Raw genomic sequence first — 15,590 nt, 5'->3', positions numbered from 1 at the left:
ATTAAAAAAATGTACTTGCTTGCAGTTATAGCCTTAGTTTTAGCCAGCTGCAAAACCGGAAAAAGAGCCGACTTAGGAGACGGTTTGTTTGCCGATATCAAAACATCTAAAGGCGATATTATTGTTCGTTTAGAGCAAGATAAAACTCCTGTTACAGTTGCTAACTTTATCTCTTTAGCAGAGGGAACAAATACCTTTGTTAGCGAAGAATACAAAGGAAAAAAATATTATGACGGACTAACATTTCACAGAATTATGAAAGATTTCATGATTCAAGGTGGAGACCCATTAGGTCAAGGAACTGGAAACCCAGGTTATAAGTTCATGGATGAATTCAATGATTCATTAGTACATGATAAAAAAGGTATTCTTTCAATGGCAAACTCTGGTCCAACAACTAACGGTAGTCAGTTCTTCATCACGCATAAAGAGACACCTTGGTTAAATAACAAGCACACCGTTTTTGGTGAGGTTGTAGAAGGTATGGATGTTGTTGATTCTATAGCAAATGTTGCAGTAGGTGCTGGCAATAAGCCGGTAGAACCAGTTTTAATGAATACCGTAGAAATCATTAGAAACGGTAAAGAAGCACGTAAGTTCGATGCTGTTAAAATAATGACCGATTATTTTGATGGTGAAGAAGATAGACTTGCTGCTATTGAAAAAGAGAAAGCTGAAAAATTAGCTGAAGTTCAAAAAATAAAAGCTGAATTTGCTTCTTCTACAGAAGCTCAAAAAGCAAAAGCTCAGACTTTACCTTCTGGTCTTAAAGTATTAACCTTAGAAACCGGTTCTGGTGAAAAACCAAAGGTTGGTCAGAAAGTAAACGTAATGTATGCTGGTTATTTAATGGATGGCACTTTGTTCGATAGTAACTACGAAGAAGTTGCTCAGAAATATGGTATGTTTGACATCAAGAGACAACAAGGTGGTGGTTATATGCCAGTACCAATGGATTACTCTCCTGAATCTCGTTTAATTGCAGGATTTAGAGAAGGACTTTTAACGATGAAAGTTGGCGATAAAGTTCGTTTATTCATTCCGTCTCATTTAGGATATGGACCACAAGGTGGCGGTCCAATTCCACCAGATGCAGATTTAATTTTCGATTTAGAAATTACCGGAATAACAGAATAATATTCCCAAATAAAAAAAGCCCTTTAGTTTTCACTAAAGGGCTTTTTTTATACCTGTAATTCTAATTTGTATTCTTTAATATTTCTAAAAGTAGTTTCCAAAACTTCTGAACAGATGAAATACTCACTCTTTCATCTGGTGAATGAGCTCCAAGAATAGTAGGTCCAAAACTTACCATATCTACATCAGGATAATTTTGACCTAAAATACCACATTCCAAACCTGCATGACAAGCAACAACCCTTGGTTGCTCTTTAAACAAATCTATATACGTAGATTTAGCCACAGTTAATATTTCAGAATTCGGATTCGGATTCCATCCAGGGTATGAACCACTAAGTTCTACATCAAAACCACTGATTTCAAAAGCAGAACGTAAAGAATTCGCTAAATCTAACTTCGCAGTATCAACAGATGAACGCGTTAAACAACCAATCTTTATTTCCCCTTTTTTAACCTTAACAATAGCTATATTATTCGAAGTTTCTACTAAATCATCAATAGCACCACTCATGGCATAGACTCCGTTATGTGCTGCATAAACAGCCTTAACCAATTTTTCTTGAGCACCTAGACCCATTACTTTTTTAGCAGGCTTAATATCAATTAATTCTATTTGTAAATTAGGCTCTTGAACACTCAACTCTGCTTTAATAGCTTCAGAAAGCTTATTAACTTTCTTCAAAAATTTATCGGCCTGCTTTCTACCAACATTTAATTTACAAACACTCTCTCTTGGTATCGCATTTCTCAGACTACCACCATTTAAAGAACTAATACGAACATTATAATCAAGTCCTAAATAAAGTAATCGATTCATAATTTTATTGGCATTACCCAACCCTTTATGAATATCCATACCACTATGTCCGCCTTTTAAACCTTTTACGGTAATCTCTAAACCGGCATCACCATGGGTACCATCTTTTTCATTATAGGTTCTTGTTGCCGTAACATCAATACCACCAGCACAACCTATATCAATTTCGTCATCTTCTTCAGTATCTAAGTTTAATAGAATTTGACCCTGTAAAACTCCTGCCTTTAATTCAAAAGCACCGGTCATACCTGTTTCTTCATCAATAGTAAATAAGGCTTCAAGAGCAGGATGAGGAATATTTACACTCTCTAAAAGAGCCATAATTGCAGCTACACCCATACCATTATCGGCACCTAATGTAGTACCGTTTGCTTTCACCCAATCTTCATCAACATACATTTCTATACCTTGAGTATCAAAATCAAATACGGTATCTGCATTTTTTTGGTGAACCATATCTAAATGACTCTGCAGCGTTATCATTTTCTTATCTTCCATGCCTTTGGTAGCAGGTTTTCTTATGATAACATTACCAATAGCATCAGAAAAAGTTTCCAAGCCAAGGGCATTACCAAATTCTAACATAAAGCTAATTACCCTTTCCTCTTTTTTAGATGGTCTAGGCACCGCGTTCAATTTTGAAAAATTCTTCCAAACAGCCGTTGGCTCCAATTTATTAATATCCATACATTTTTTTTCACGGTTAGTGCTTGCAAAAATACTGATAGAAAAAGGATTTCGCTATTTTTGAGATAATGAAGATATCTTTAAAGAATGCCATTGCAATTTCATTGATTCCCCAAATCATCATTGTAAAATGGCTAGGTACACGAACTGATATAGTTGAGGAATATTATAGTAACGGATTATACCCAGTTATTTCAAAATTCTTTAGACTCCTATTTGGATGGGTACCGTTCTCTGTTGGTGATATTTTCTATTTCATTCTTATACTGCTCGCACTTGTTTACATAATTAAAAACCGAAAATACATTTGGCGCCATAAACTTCAGTTTTTACAGAATGTAGCAATGGTTCTTTCTGTTGCTTATTTTACGTTTCATGTCATGTGGGGCATGAATTATTATAGAGAACCGCTGTCAAAAAAGTTAGCGTTAGTACCCAACAAAGACTATCAAGATCTATTAGAATTCACAGAACGGTTAATTCTCAAAACCAATGTGTCTCAATTTACAATTACAAAAGACTCTACTTTAGCCGTTAAAATTCCGTATTCTCAGAAAGAAATTTTTGATAAAACTATACAAGGTTATGATCATTTAGAAACAATTCATCCGTTTTTGGCTTACGATAGACCAAGTATAAAAAAATCATTATTCAGCACCGGATTAACATATATGGGCTACGCCGGATATTTAAATCCGTTTACCAATGAAGCTCAAGTCAATGACCTACTGCCCAACTTTAGATTCCCTTTTGTTGCTGGCCATGAAGTAGGGCATCAATTAGGGTACTCTGCCGAAAACGAAACAAACTTTATTGGCTACCTGGTAACATCTAACAATGAAGACGTATATTTTAAATATGCCGCCTACGCCTATGCTTTAGGCTATTGTTTAAATGATATAAGACGCACCGACACCAAAGAATTTGATAGATTGATGCTATTACTAAACCCTGGTGTAAAAAGTAACTTTCAAGAAATGTCAATTTTTTGGCATTCTTACGAAAACCCTATGGAACCTGTATTTAAAACTATTTTCGATACATTTCTCAAAGCTAATAACCAAACAGAGGGTATTAAAAGTTATAGTGCAGTAGTATTATTTTTGGTTGCTTACCATAAAGACCACCCACTTTAAAATAGGTTAAGAACTTATCAATCTAAAGGCATTTTAACCACCCTTTTTATAATAAATTAAGAAAAAACTAACTATTCGTAATTACGATGCACTCAACTGTTAAACAAAAGTGAAAGAGACCGTATTTACTCTAGAATCCGAGTATTTTTAAAACACTAATTCAAACCAAACGTAATGAAAAAACTATTCTTTGCGCTATGCCTACTCGGGTATGGCTCATTTTTAACTGCACAAGATTATTTCCCAGAAAATGCTGGGGTAAAAGTCAACAATAACAACTACACGGCTTTTACAAATGCAAAAATCTTCGTAACCCCTACACAAGTCATTGAAAAGGGAACACTATTAATACAGCACGGTAAGGTTGTCAGTGCTTCAAGCTCAGTTAGCATTCCTAAAAATGCTGTTGTAATAGATTTAGACGGTAAATCTATTTATCCTTCTTTTATAGATGTGTACTCTAAATTTGGTGTAGAACAAGCTAAGAAAAAGCCGGGTAGAGGCAGATCTGCCCAATATGAACCTTCTAGAGAAGGGTATTATTGGAACGATCATATAATGCCAGAAAACAAAGCAATTGAAAAATTCACTTATGATGACAAGGAAGCCAAAGTGCTGCGTGAAGCTGGTTTCGGTGTCGTTAACTCTCACATTCAAGATGGTATTGCCAGAGGTACTGGTGTTCTTATAGCTTTAAACGGAAACGGAACTAATGCGAATAGAATCTTAGATGACCGTTCTGCGCAATATTTTTCTTTAACCAGAAGTATTGCCAAAGGGCAATCTTACCCAGGTTCTTTAATGGGAACATTGGCTCTGTTAAGACAAATGTATAGTGATGCCGACTGGTACGCTAAAGGCAATGCCTCCACAACAGACCTTTCTTTAGAGGCACTTAATGAAAACAAAAGCTTAGTGCAGATTTTTGAAGCTGAAGATAAATCTCATGATTTACGTGCCGATAAAATTGGAGATGCAAATGGTATTCAATACACCATACTAGGTGGTGGTAATGAGTTTGAACGTATTGAAGAAATAAAAGCTACCAATGCCAAATACATTCTACCGCTAAATTTTCCAGATGCATATGATGTTTCTAATCCGTATGCTGTTGGTTATGTTTCTTTACAAGATATGCGTTATTGGAATCAGGCTCCTTCTAATCCAAAGGTATTAGCAGAGAACGGAATTCAGTTTTCACTAACTACACATGATTTAAAATCTGCTGCCAATTTCAAAGAGAAACTAATGAAAGCCATTGAATACGGACTTTCATCAACTAAAGCATTAGAAGCACTTACTACTGTACCTGCTCAAATTTTAGGGAAATCAAATGAAATTGGTTCTTTAAAAACAGGAGCAATAGCCAACTTTTTAATTACATCAGGTGATGTTTTTGATAAATCTACCACACTTTACGAAAACTGGGTTCAGGGTACAAAAAGTGTTGTAAATGCAATGGATTCAAAAGACATTCGAGGAGATTACAATTTAACCGTGCAAGGAAAATCATATGATGTTTCCATAACAGGTGAAATTTCTAAACCTAAAATCGAAGTAAAACAAGACACTACAAAATTAACTTCTAAAATTACTTATGATGACAATTGGGTAACAATGTCATTTGCTACAGATAAAGGTGAAAAAACCTTTAGAATGATAGGTGCTGTAACCAAAACATCAGACAACTTAACTGGTCGTTTGGTATTGCCAGATGGTACTGAATCTCAATTCACGGCAACCAAATCCAAATCGTTCACAGAAAAAGAAGCAGAAAAAGGCAAAACTGCCGAGGCGATTAAAGTGATGCCAGTGACCTTCCCTAATGTAGGATACGGATTTGCATCTAAGCCAAAAGCACAAAATACATTGTTCAAAAATGCTACGGTATGGACAAGTGAAGATGCAGGTGTTTTAGAAAATACCGATGTTCTTGTTAAAAACGGAAAGATTGTTAAAATAGGAAAAGACTTAAGTGCTGGTGGTGCAACAGTAATTGATGCTACAGGCAAACACTTAACAGCGGGTATTATTGACGAACATAGTCACATTGCAGCTTTAGCCGTAAACGAAGCTGGTCAAAATAGCTCTGCAGAAGTAAAAATGGAAGATGTTGTTGACCCAGAACACATGGGTATTTACAGGTCTCTTGCAGGTGGTGTTACATCGTTACAATTATTACATGGTTCTGCAAACCCAATAGGTGGTAGATCTGCCATATTAAAATTAAAATGGGGTGAGGAAGCAGACGGATTAATTTATGAAAACTCTCCAAAGTTTATAAAATTCGCCCTTGGCGAAAATGTAAAACAAAGTAACTGGGGCAGCTTCTCACGTTTTCCGCAAACACGTATGGGTGTTGAACAGATGTACATGAACTATTTCCAAAGAGCTAAGGAATATGACACTAAAAAGAAAAACGGTGAGCCTTACCGTTATGATGAAGAAATGGAAGTTTTGGCAGAAATCATAAATGGAGAGCGCTTTATTTCTTGTCACTCTTATGTACAGAGCGAAATCAATATGATGATGAAAGTTGCAGAACATTTCGGGTTCAGAATTAATACGTTCACTCACATCTTAGAAGGTTATAAAGTAGCCGATAAGATGGTAGAGCATGGTGCTGGTGCTGGTACCTTCAGTGACTGGTGGGCATATAAATTTGAAGTAAACGATGCCATACCATACAATGCAGCAATAATGCAAAAGCAAGGTGTTGTTACGGCAATTAATAGTGATGATCGTGAAATGATCAGAAGATTAAACCAAGAAGCTGCAAAAACTATCAAGTATGGTGGAATGACAGAATTGGAAGCTTGGAAGATGGTAACTATTAACCCTGCAAAACTTTTACACTTAGATAATCGTGTGGGTAGTATTAAAGAAGGTAAAGATGCCGATTTAGTTTTATGGTCTGGCAATCCTCTTTCTATATACTCCAAAGCTGAAAAGACCATGATTGAAGGTGTTACTTATTTCGATTTAGAAACAGATAAGAAGAACCGCGAAACTATTAAGAAGGAAAGAAACGAATTGGTTACGATGATGCTTAAAGAAAAAAGTGGCGGTAAGAAGACACAAGGTCCAAAACAAAGTATAAAACGAGATTTCACTTGTGAAAGCCTTTAATTCAATAAGCTATAGTTCAAAAATATAAAACAATACAAATGAAAAAATTTATAACGTTAATCATAGCTATAGGTCTGGTCATACCATCTATGGCACAGCAAACGCCCGGCGCTAAACAAACCGATGCCATTACCATTGAAGGTGCCACTGCCCACTTGGGTAACGGAGAAGTAATTCAAAGTTCTTTGATTATGTTCGAAGACGGAAAAATCACTTTCGTAGGCGATTCTAAAATGAGAATTGCCAGAAAAGGGAAAGTAATAGATGCAACAGGAAAGCATGTTTACCCAGGTTTTATTGCTCCCGCTAAAACCTTAGGATTGGTAGAAATCGATGCTGTAAGAGCATCAAATGATGAAGATGAAATAGGTGATTTTATTCCGCATGTAAGAAGTTTAATCGCTTATAACGCGGAATCTAAAGTAGTAGAAAGTATGCGCCCTAATGGAGTTTTAATCGCTCAAATCGCTCCTACCGGTGGTCGTATTTCAGGTACATCAAGCATTGTACAGTTTGATGCTTGGAACTGGGAAGATGCAGCTATTAAAGTTGATGATGGTGTTCATTTAAACTGGCCAACTACTTTTAAGCAAGGTCGCTGGTGGGCTGGTGAAGACCCAGGATATCAACCAAATAAAGATTACAGCAAGCAAATTGAAGAAGTAACTTCATTCTTTAAAAATGCGTCAGCATACGGCAAATCTACTCCTAAAGAGGTAAACCCTGCATATGCAGCAATGCAAGGTGTATTTGATGGTAGTCAAAAATTATATGTACATGCAGATGATGAAAAACAAATTATTGATGCTATTAATACTTTAAAAAGTTATGGTGCTAAAGAAGTTGTATTAATAGGTGGTTACCATGCATATAAAATCCCAGAATTTTTAAAGAGTAACAACATCCCTGTTTTAGTACAGTATACACATAATTTACCTGTTTTTGATGATGATGACTATGACCTACCTTATAAATTACCAAAATTATTGGTAGACGCAGGCTTATTAGTTGGGATACAAAATTCAGATGCAGAAAATTTTCAAACTAGAAATTTACCATTCTATGCTGGTCAAGCAGCTCAGCAAGGTTTGGATAAAGAAACTGCAGTACAGTTATTAACTGGGAACACTGCAAAAATCTTAGGAATTGATGATATGTACGGTACTTTAGAAAATGGAAAAAGTGCTACATTATTTATTTCTGAAGGTGATGCGTTAGATATGGCAGGTAATCAATTAACACATGTGTTTATAGACGGTAGAACAGTTTCTTTAGAAACACACCAAACCGAACTTTGGAAACGCTATATGGGCAAGTACGAAGGAAAATAGTAAACTTCACAAATTAATATAACAAAAGAGGCTGTCTACAATTGTAGACAGCCTCTTTTTATTTTTAATAAGTTAGCATTTATTTTTTAGCAAGCTTATATCCTAAATATCCCATAGGCATATAAGCTACTATAATATCTAAGGCAGTAAACCACATTGGTCCGCCAAGCATTGCAATATTTGCAGTACCACCAATTAAGAAAAATAAACCTACAAGCAGTGCCATCAATAGTTTTCTCGTTGCTGCAATTTTTGTTGCTATAACCGCACCCACCAAAGTACCTAAGGCATGAGCAAGAAAAGGAAAAATAAAATGTTTGGGTTCAAAAAAATGTATAGAAGCCTTTAACCCTTCCATAGTTGTAATATCTGCACCTTCTGGTGGCGGAATAATAGAACCACTGATCATAATAATTCCCATATTAACTATGCTACCAACAACAATTCCGGCTACGACCGCCAAAATATTCTTTACAACAGGATTCATATATAAAATTTTAATTGGTTACCATCTGGTCTTTACAAAAGGTACTACCTCCCCTACTTCATATTCTTCAGTTCTTGGTTCTAAATTAATAAACCCGTCAGCCTTTGCCAAACTAGTTAAATCTCCCGAACCATTTTCAACAACGGGCGTAGCCCAAAATATTCCATCTTTTACTTCCGTACTAACCTGAATAAATCTGGTTAGCGGCTGTGTTATTTTAATTGCTGCACTTAGCTTAATATACGAATTATCTAATGGAAGTCCCCAAGAGGTCTGTAGCCATGGTAAAAAATAGAGGTGATAATTAGCAAATGTAGAAACCGGATTTCCTGGAAAAGAAAAAATAACCGTATTCAGTTTTGGGTGAATACCGAACCAAAATGGCTTTCCTGGTCTTTGTAACACTCTATGAAACACCTTATGGACTCCCAAAAATTCCATTACCTCAGGAATAAAATCGAACTTCCCTTTAGACACTCCCCCACTCAATAATAGCACATCATTTTCAATTAAAGCTCTTTCTAGTTCTCGCTCAATTTCTTTTTTATCATCTAACAAATGAAGAGAACTGGCTTCAATTTTAGAATTCAATAATGCCGCTTTAATAGTCAGCATATTCGATTTTCGTATTTGGTGTGGTTTAGGAGTTTCATTAACGGCAACCAATTCATTCCCCGTAGCTATGGTACAAACTTTAGGATTACCCATAACCTTTACTGTTGCTTTACCAACAGTAGCCATTACTCCGATTTCTGCAGGAGTAATTTTTTTCCCTTTGGATAAAAGAAGCGCATCTGCTTTTTCATCGCTACCTTGGTAATGAATATTCTGACCTTTAGTCACTTTCTCATTGATAGTAACTTTACCTTCATCAATAGTGATGTGTTCATACATCACAACGGTATCGCAATGTTCTGGCACAACTGCACCGGTCATTACTTCCAGACAGTTGTTTTTATCATTCAAAACTTGTTGTACTACGCCAGCAGCAGCAAGTCCTTCAATTTTAAAAGAGTGTCCATTATTTGCAAAATCTGAAAACTGAACGGCTATACCATCTTTGGTAGCGCGATCAAAAGGAGGAAAATCTCGATCGGCGTAAATATCTTCTGCCAATATTCTATTTAAGCTATCCATAAGTGAAACGATCTCTGTACCTAAATCTAGAGGATGGGCTAACACTTTTTGGTATGCTTCTTTAAATGTAATCATGGAATTAAAGGTAAAACTATTATAAATTATACCCTTGAAGAATTGAAGCCAATTAATTAAATCTTCTAAAACAATTCGAGTCCATTCACCAATAAGACTCGAATACCTACTACAAATACCAATAAAGCAGTTACCCTTTTAATACCATTTGCCGATAGTTTTTTAAGACTGATGCGAATACCTAACTGTCCGCCAAGAAGAACAGCTATAACCAAGCAAATAGTTTCTCGCAATGGTAATGACAATGAATCGCTTGTGATCAATCCAAATAATCCGGAAACCGAATTAACCAAAATAAAGAAACTGGCAAGAGCAGCTATTTTTATAGCTTTATTCCATCGTAAATGATTTAGAACGGGAGCTAAAAATATACCTCCACCGATGCCTACTAATCCTGATAAGAATCCGATTCCCACCCCTAACACATAACTTAAATAGTTAGGGTAATCTTCCACTTCTTTTTTTGATTTATCAATTTCAACCGTCTGAACAGCCAAAAACAATGCGGAAAGAATAAGTGAGCATCCTAAAATTATAAAAAAAACGCTTTCTTTTAATCGGAATGTTGCGCCTATGTATGCTAACGGAATACTCGCCAAAACAAAGGGAAGAAAATCTTTTAGTTTTGCATGACCATTTTTAAAATAGAGATACGTACTACCTGAAACTACCACCAAATTACAAACCAATGCAATAGACCGGATGGCAAAAAAACTAGTTAAAACAAGTGTCAATAAAGCCAAATAGCTAGAGCCACCACCAAAACCTACAGAAGAATACAAGGTGGCAATGATAAAAAAACCAATGCATAAAAACACCAATTGCTCAATAGGTATCAACATAATTTTTCATCTGGTTCATACCTCCGCTAACATTGACAAAGTCTTTACCTGGGAATAATTCTTGCATCTTGATAATTGCCTTTTTACTTCGTACACCAGACTGACAAATAACATAAACTGTATTCTCAAGATCAACCTCAGATACTCTATTGATTAATTCACTTAAAGGAATATGTTTGGCTTCTTTTAAATGTTGTCTTTGAAATTCTTTTACTGTGCGCACATCAATTAGCTCAACAGCCTGTTCAATCAGAATAGCATTAAACTCCACAGCCTCTACTGATTTCAAAGGAAGCTCACAGTTAAACTCGTAGCTGGTTGCGAGTGTTTTAATATCATTGTTACCTGGTTGCAACTTGAACTTCATTTGTTGTGTTCGTTGAGTAAGCGTATCAAACAGCAATAGAACTCCCGACAGCACCTCTCCTATTTCTGCAATAATCTTTACTACTTCTAAAGCTTGTAGATTACCAATAATACCAGGCAAAATACCTAATACGCCATTTTCATTACAATTAGGCACCGCATCTGCCGCTGGCATGGACGGGAACAAACACCGATATGTTGGTCCACCTTTATAATTAAAAACACTCACCTGACCCTCAAAAGCGTGTAATGCACCATAAACGAAAGGTTTATTTGCAATTACACAGGCATCATTAATTAAATATCTAGTGGGAAAATTATCAGTAGCATCAACAACTACATCATAATTTTCAATAATATCAAGTGCGTTAGCGACCGTTAAAAAAGTTTGATACGTATGTATTTGTGTAGTTGAATTTTGAGCTGATAATTGCTTTTTTATTGCCTCAACTTTAAGACTACCCACCATAGCTTCGGTAAACAAAACTTGACGGTGAAGGTTAGATAACGAAACTACATCTGCATCAACAATACCTAAAGTACCAACACCCATGGCATTCAAATAAGTTAACACGGGAATACCTAGTCCGCCAGCACCAACAACAAGCACTTTAGCTTTATTTAGCTTATGCTGACCTTCGGTTCCAAATCCGGCTAAGGTGATTTGTCTTTGGTAACGATTTTGGTTCATGGTACTATTTTAAGTAGCGCTTCTTCATATTCTGCTCTTGAATTTGCATTGAGCAGTACTTCTTTTTGTTTTGGAAACACCAAGTTGACATCTGCATTAATTAAGAATTTTCTTGGGCAAGATCCATTTCCTGCTTTTAGGTATTCAACAGATTGCTTTAAAGCTTCTGGTTCCCAGATAGCACAAAGTGGTTCCGGTAAAGGATCTTCAGCATCAGCAAATGCACTCGCTATCTTATCTGAGTTTCTTGCAGCTATTAATTCTTTAAGTGCGTTTTTATCCATCAATGGCAAATCGCACGCCAATACTAACCAAGCAGCTTCTGGATGTGCTTTATGAGCAGATAGCAGTCCGTTATAAGGACCACGAAATTCATCTTGATCTAGAATAGTTTTAAACGAATTAGAAATCTCACTCTCTTGATCTTTACGGATACTTAGAAATGTTTGATTACAAACCTCACTTAACAAATGGTATAAATGTTCACGTTGTGGCAGGTTATGATACGTAATTAGACCTTTATCTTTACCCATTCTAGTGCTTTTACCACCAGAAAGCACCAATCCGTACAACTTAGCGTTGGAAATCATTTTTCCCTCCTGTTTTTTGTTCTAATTGAATTGCACCAATCACTATATCTTGTGAAAGAGCCTTACACATATCATAGATAGTTAATGCAGCTATTGAAACACCCGTTAAAGCTTCCATTTCTACACCTGTTTTTTCATTACATTTTACCGTACATGTAATTTGAAAAGCGTCTAAACTTGGTTCAATTTCAACATTGATTTTAGACAAGTTTATTTGATGGCACAACGGAATCAATTCCGCCGTTTTCTTTACACCTTGTATACCCGCAATAACAGCTGTTTGTACAATACTTCCTTTTTTACCAACAAAATCTTGATCAGATAAAGATTTGAAAACCTCTGATGGAAATTTTATAGTTCCACTAGCAATTGCTGTTCTTACCGAAGCTATTTTTTGAGAAACATCTACCATGGTAGCATTCCCAGATTCATCTATATGTGATAATTTCTTCTGCATCATCCTCCTATTGAAGTCATTGAATTACTAAATACATCCTTATATTTTTCTTGTGCCTCAAAACCTGTTTTGGCACGACTGCCTACAGCCTTTAAAATTTCTTTTTTGATGTTCTCTTCCACATCATCAGCTCTCATAATATCCCTAAGATTTACACTTGCTTTGGCATATAAACATGTAATTACATCACCTGTAGCCGAAATTCTCAATCGATTACAGCTTCCGCAGAAAGTTCTACTAAAAGAAGGAATAACTCCGAAAGTCCCTTTAAAACCGGGAATCTTATAATTCATGGAAGTTGATGTCTTTGGAGATTCTAATTTATAATAATCTGGATGCTCACTTCTAATATGTTCAAGTATGGTCTTAAAATCCCATTTTATAGTCTGAAATTCTTTTGAACCACCATTAAAAGGCATTTCTTCCAAATAACGTACAGATACATTGTAGTGCTTAGTCAATTCTAGCATTGGAAGAATATCATCAGTATTCTGACCTTCTAAAGCAATGAAATTAATACGAACATTAAAGCCTTCGGTAATTAATCGAATCATATTATTATACACCACATCATAATGATCGCGGCGCGTAATACGCTCAAAAGTCTCGCGGTTAATAGCATCCATACTCACATTAATATTCTTAATGCCCAATTCTTTCAACTCATCTATATGCGGACCAATCAAAGTTGCATTCGTAGTCACAGAAATGTCATTTAACCCATCTAATTTTGACAAGCTACGTAACAACACCATCAAGTCTTTACGAACAAAAGGCTCACCACCTGTAATTCGTATTTTGTCTATGCCTTGAGAAACCACTATCTCACTTAATTTCACCAACTCATCTATGGTAAACAACTTGTCGTTTTTGGCAAAATTGATTCCCTCTTCTGGCATGCAATAATTACAACGCAGATTGCAACGGTCTGTAACCGCTAATCTCAAGTAATTTATTTCTCTATTGTGGTTGTCTACTAACATACTTTCATTACCAATTGAAATACAAAAAAAGTTCAAGTTCAAGAGTCAAGTTCAAATACAAAAATCAAACTCTAAAACAAGTTCAAATTCTCTCTTCTCTCTAATCTATTTTCTTTATTCTTTGTCTCTAATTTCTATTCTCTATAAAATCACGGATGTGCTGAAACCCATACCGTTTTATTCTTAAACTTCTCTTTTTTCCAGATAGGTACTGTTTCCTTTAGGGTATCTATTAAAAACCTACATGCTTCAAAACAAGCATCTCTATGAGCGGATGACGCACCAACAATTACTACTGGTTCCTCAACCCCTTTTTCACCAACGGCATGTCTCATGACCACTTTATTCAATGACCATTTTTGCATTGCGGTATCGGCAATCTTCTCCATTTCTTTTAAAGCCATTGCCTTATACGTTTCAAACTCTAAAGCAACTACTTCTTCATTGTTCGTAAACTCACGTACGGCACCTACAAAAACACAGATTCCGCCACTATTGGCATCGCTTAATTCAGCATACACCTTCGCGGTATCAATAACATCAACTATCTCAATTACTTTCTTCATTAGCCTCCGCTTACTGGTGGTATAATGGCAATCTCTTCATTGCCTTTCAATAGTACATTATCATCAGCATATTCACTATCTACAGCTACTGCCAATGAATTCAATTTAGAAAATTCAGGATACGATTCCACAAGTTGCTTTTTTAATTCGGCAACGTTTATAGGTTTAAATTCATCAGAAAAACTGATTTCAGAGCTACCTACAATATCTTTTGTAATGCCAAAAAAAAGTACATTCATATCCCTTTAAAATTAGATAAATTCCAAGTTAGGTATAAAAAATAAGGTGCCATAAAAATGGCACCTATTTTAAAAAAATTATATGATTTTGAGAAAAGCCTTACTCCACAATTACAGCATTCTCAGGTGCAGCATAAAAATCAAGAGGTTTAGCGTCTGTAGATAAACTAGCATTTTCAAAATTTACCGTTTTAGCTGCTTCTTTAATTTTACCCTCTTCAACCTTATGCCATGTAATAGAATTTGGCAACAAAACTTCATCAACATTTACCCAATCAGCATAATTTATCCAGTTAATTTTTGTTGATGGCTCACCACTAAAATAGGTCATGGTATACCCTAACCATCTCATTTCATACGTTTTTGCATCATAATGAATATAGTACTCATCTGTAGAAGACGCTCCTACTCCGCTATTATATGAAATTTTGTACCCAGGGTATGAAATTCCGTCATAAACCAAAGCATCAACTTCTTCATATTTAATTCCGTCATCTGACAATACAAAAGGCATCGCATAGAAATAGAACATTAAATTATGATAGAATTTTGGCTTGCCTTCATAATTACCGGTGTTATCTAAAAGCCAAACTTCCCCGTTATAACCAAGCGTATAATCTGGTGTAGAAATTTTATCGAATCTGTTCTGAAGATCAATAGTTTGAATTTCGTTGAATTTTTCATTAGGCATTTCAAAATTCAATGTTTTATAGCCTTTCCAAGCATTTAAACCACCATGTGCTTCAAATACTTTATTTAATTTGGCAGGATATTTATCTAAATTTACCTGAATAGCTACTTCTTCAACAGCATCGGTAATCATTTCTTTCTTTGGTGTTTCTTTACATGAAAATATAGCAAAGGCTAAAACTAAAAGGTAAAATTTACTCATCATTTCAATTAATTATTTATTATTT

Annotated in this window: 15 protein-coding genes; 4 read left to right on the top strand and 11 right to left on the bottom strand. The window is 35.5% G+C overall.

The features are described 5' to 3' along the window. Positions 1–1,137 carry a peptidylprolyl isomerase gene (locus BUC31_RS16020; protein ID WP_073246867.1) on the top strand — a complete coding sequence of 379 codons (1,137 nt, stop codon included), beginning with the start codon at positions 1–3 and terminating at the stop codon, positions 1,135–1,137. A 61-nt stretch (positions 1,138–1,198) separates the two neighbouring features. Here the strand turns inward: BUC31_RS16020 and BUC31_RS16015 are convergent, their stop codons facing one another. Further along, the gene (locus BUC31_RS16015) at positions 1,199–2,644 is read right to left on the bottom strand and encodes an aminoacyl-histidine dipeptidase (protein ID WP_073246126.1); all 1,446 of its coding nucleotides are present in this window, start codon (positions 2,642–2,644) and stop codon (positions 1,199–1,201) included. Between the two features lie 68 nt (positions 2,645–2,712). Here BUC31_RS16015 and BUC31_RS16010 point away from each other — a divergent pair, with 68 nt between their 5' ends. The 3 genes from BUC31_RS16010 to BUC31_RS16000 all read left to right on the top strand — a co-directional run bounded on the left by BUC31_RS16010 (position 2,713) and on the right by BUC31_RS16000 (position 8,240). Continuing rightward, the gene (locus BUC31_RS16010; protein ID WP_073246124.1) at positions 2,713–3,780 is read left to right on the top strand and encodes a DUF3810 domain-containing protein; all 1,068 of its coding nucleotides are present in this window, start codon (positions 2,713–2,715) and stop codon (positions 3,778–3,780) included. Between the two features lie 174 nt (positions 3,781–3,954). Then, positions 3,955–6,909, top strand: coding sequence for an amidohydrolase family protein (locus BUC31_RS16005; RefSeq protein WP_073246123.1), 2,955 nt, complete (start codon positions 3,955–3,957; stop codon positions 6,907–6,909). A 38-nt stretch (positions 6,910–6,947) separates the two neighbouring features. After that, complete coding sequence (locus BUC31_RS16000) at positions 6,948–8,240, top strand: amidohydrolase family protein (protein ID WP_073246121.1); 1,293 nt, start codon at positions 6,948–6,950, stop codon at positions 8,238–8,240. Positions 8,241–8,319: 79 nt separating this feature from the next. Here the strand turns inward: BUC31_RS16000 and BUC31_RS15995 are convergent, their stop codons facing one another. The 10 genes from BUC31_RS15995 to BUC31_RS15950 form a co-directional block, all read right to left on the bottom strand. Next, entirely contained in the window at positions 8,320–8,727 is a 408-nt protein-coding gene (locus BUC31_RS15995) for a hypothetical protein (protein WP_073246119.1), read from the bottom strand. 18 nt (positions 8,728–8,745) lie between these two features. Beyond that, on the bottom strand, positions 8,746–9,939 hold the full coding sequence (locus BUC31_RS15990; RefSeq protein ID WP_073246117.1) for a molybdopterin molybdotransferase MoeA: 1,194 nt from the start codon (positions 9,937–9,939) through the stop codon (positions 8,746–8,748). A 65-nt stretch (positions 9,940–10,004) separates the two neighbouring features. Beyond that, positions 10,005–10,781, bottom strand: a complete 777-nt coding sequence (locus tag BUC31_RS15985; RefSeq protein WP_073246115.1) for a sulfite exporter TauE/SafE family protein — start codon at positions 10,779–10,781, stop codon at positions 10,005–10,007. After that, positions 10,765–11,838 carry a HesA/MoeB/ThiF family protein gene (gene moeB, locus BUC31_RS15980; protein WP_073246113.1) on the bottom strand — a complete coding sequence of 358 codons (1,074 nt, stop codon included), beginning with the start codon at positions 11,836–11,838 and terminating at the stop codon, positions 10,765–10,767. Before moeB ends, BUC31_RS15985 begins: the two co-directional genes overlap by 17 nt. After that, on the bottom strand, positions 11,835–12,428 hold the full coding sequence (locus tag BUC31_RS15975) for an NTP transferase domain-containing protein (protein WP_073246111.1): 594 nt from the start codon (positions 12,426–12,428) through the stop codon (positions 11,835–11,837). The genes moeB and BUC31_RS15975 overlap by 4 nt, the downstream gene beginning before the upstream one ends. After that, positions 12,412–12,885: a cyclic pyranopterin monophosphate synthase MoaC gene (gene moaC, locus BUC31_RS15970; RefSeq protein WP_073246865.1), complete on the bottom strand. Its 474-nt coding sequence runs from the start codon at positions 12,883–12,885 to the stop codon at positions 12,412–12,414. Before moaC ends, BUC31_RS15975 begins: the two co-directional genes overlap by 17 nt. After that, entirely contained in the window at positions 12,885–13,868 is a 984-nt protein-coding gene (gene moaA / locus BUC31_RS15965; protein ID WP_073246109.1) for a GTP 3',8-cyclase MoaA, read from the bottom strand. Before moaA ends, moaC begins: the two co-directional genes overlap by 1 nt. A 149-nt stretch (positions 13,869–14,017) precedes the next feature. Further along, positions 14,018–14,434, bottom strand: a complete 417-nt coding sequence (locus tag BUC31_RS15960; protein ID WP_073246107.1) for a molybdenum cofactor biosynthesis protein MoaE — start codon at positions 14,432–14,434, stop codon at positions 14,018–14,020. Further along, entirely contained in the window at positions 14,434–14,673 is a 240-nt protein-coding gene (locus BUC31_RS15955) for a MoaD/ThiS family protein (protein ID WP_073246105.1), read from the bottom strand. Before BUC31_RS15955 ends, BUC31_RS15960 begins: the two co-directional genes overlap by 1 nt. A 100-nt stretch (positions 14,674–14,773) precedes the next feature. Continuing rightward, positions 14,774–15,568: a DUF6503 family protein gene (locus tag BUC31_RS15950; protein ID WP_244534064.1), complete on the bottom strand. Its 795-nt coding sequence runs from the start codon at positions 15,566–15,568 to the stop codon at positions 14,774–14,776. Between the last annotated feature and the right edge of the window lie 22 nt (positions 15,569–15,590).

This window comes from Maribacter aquivivus (assembly GCF_900142175.1).
Taxonomy (GTDB): Bacteria; Bacteroidota; Bacteroidia; order Flavobacteriales; family Flavobacteriaceae; genus Maribacter; species Maribacter aquivivus.
Note: the sequence above shows the minus strand (reverse complement) of the source record. Positions and strands in the feature narration are given on the sequence as shown.

Excerpts from the sequence above, each read along its gene's own strand:
- BUC31_RS15955 (WP_073246105.1), bottom strand. The coding sequence starts at position 14,673 with ATGAATGTACTTTTTTTTGGCATTACAAAAGATATTGTAGGTAGCTCT.
- moeB (WP_073246113.1), bottom strand. The coding sequence starts at position 11,838 with ATGAACCAAAATCGTTACCAAAGACAAATCACCTTAGCCGGATTTGGA.
- BUC31_RS16005 (WP_073246123.1), top strand. The coding sequence starts at position 3,955 with ATGAAAAAACTATTCTTTGCGCTATGCCTACTCGGGTATGGCTCATTT.
- BUC31_RS15990 (WP_073246117.1), bottom strand. The coding sequence starts at position 9,939 with ATGATTACATTTAAAGAAGCATACCAAAAAGTGTTAGCCCATCCTCTA.
- BUC31_RS15960 (WP_073246107.1), bottom strand. The coding sequence starts at position 14,434 with ATGAAGAAAGTAATTGAGATAGTTGATGTTATTGATACCGCGAAGGTG.
- BUC31_RS16015 (WP_073246126.1), bottom strand. The coding sequence starts at position 2,644 with ATGGATATTAATAAATTGGAGCCAACGGCTGTTTGGAAGAATTTTTCA.
- BUC31_RS15975 (WP_073246111.1), bottom strand. The coding sequence starts at position 12,428 with ATGATTTCCAACGCTAAGTTGTACGGATTGGTGCTTTCTGGTGGTAAA.
- BUC31_RS15985 (WP_073246115.1), bottom strand. The coding sequence starts at position 10,781 with ATGTTGATACCTATTGAGCAATTGGTGTTTTTATGCATTGGTTTTTTT.
- moaA (WP_073246109.1), bottom strand. The coding sequence starts at position 13,868 with ATGTTAGTAGACAACCACAATAGAGAAATAAATTACTTGAGATTAGCG.
- BUC31_RS15995 (WP_073246119.1), bottom strand. The coding sequence starts at position 8,727 with ATGAATCCTGTTGTAAAGAATATTTTGGCGGTCGTAGCCGGAATTGTT.
- BUC31_RS15950 (WP_244534064.1), bottom strand. The coding sequence starts at position 15,568 with ATGATGAGTAAATTTTACCTTTTAGTTTTAGCCTTTGCTATATTTTCA.
- BUC31_RS16000 (WP_073246121.1), top strand. The coding sequence starts at position 6,948 with ATGAAAAAATTTATAACGTTAATCATAGCTATAGGTCTGGTCATACCA.
- moaC (WP_073246865.1), bottom strand. The coding sequence starts at position 12,885 with ATGCAGAAGAAATTATCACATATAGATGAATCTGGGAATGCTACCATG.
- BUC31_RS16010 (WP_073246124.1), top strand. The coding sequence starts at position 2,713 with ATGAAGATATCTTTAAAGAATGCCATTGCAATTTCATTGATTCCCCAA.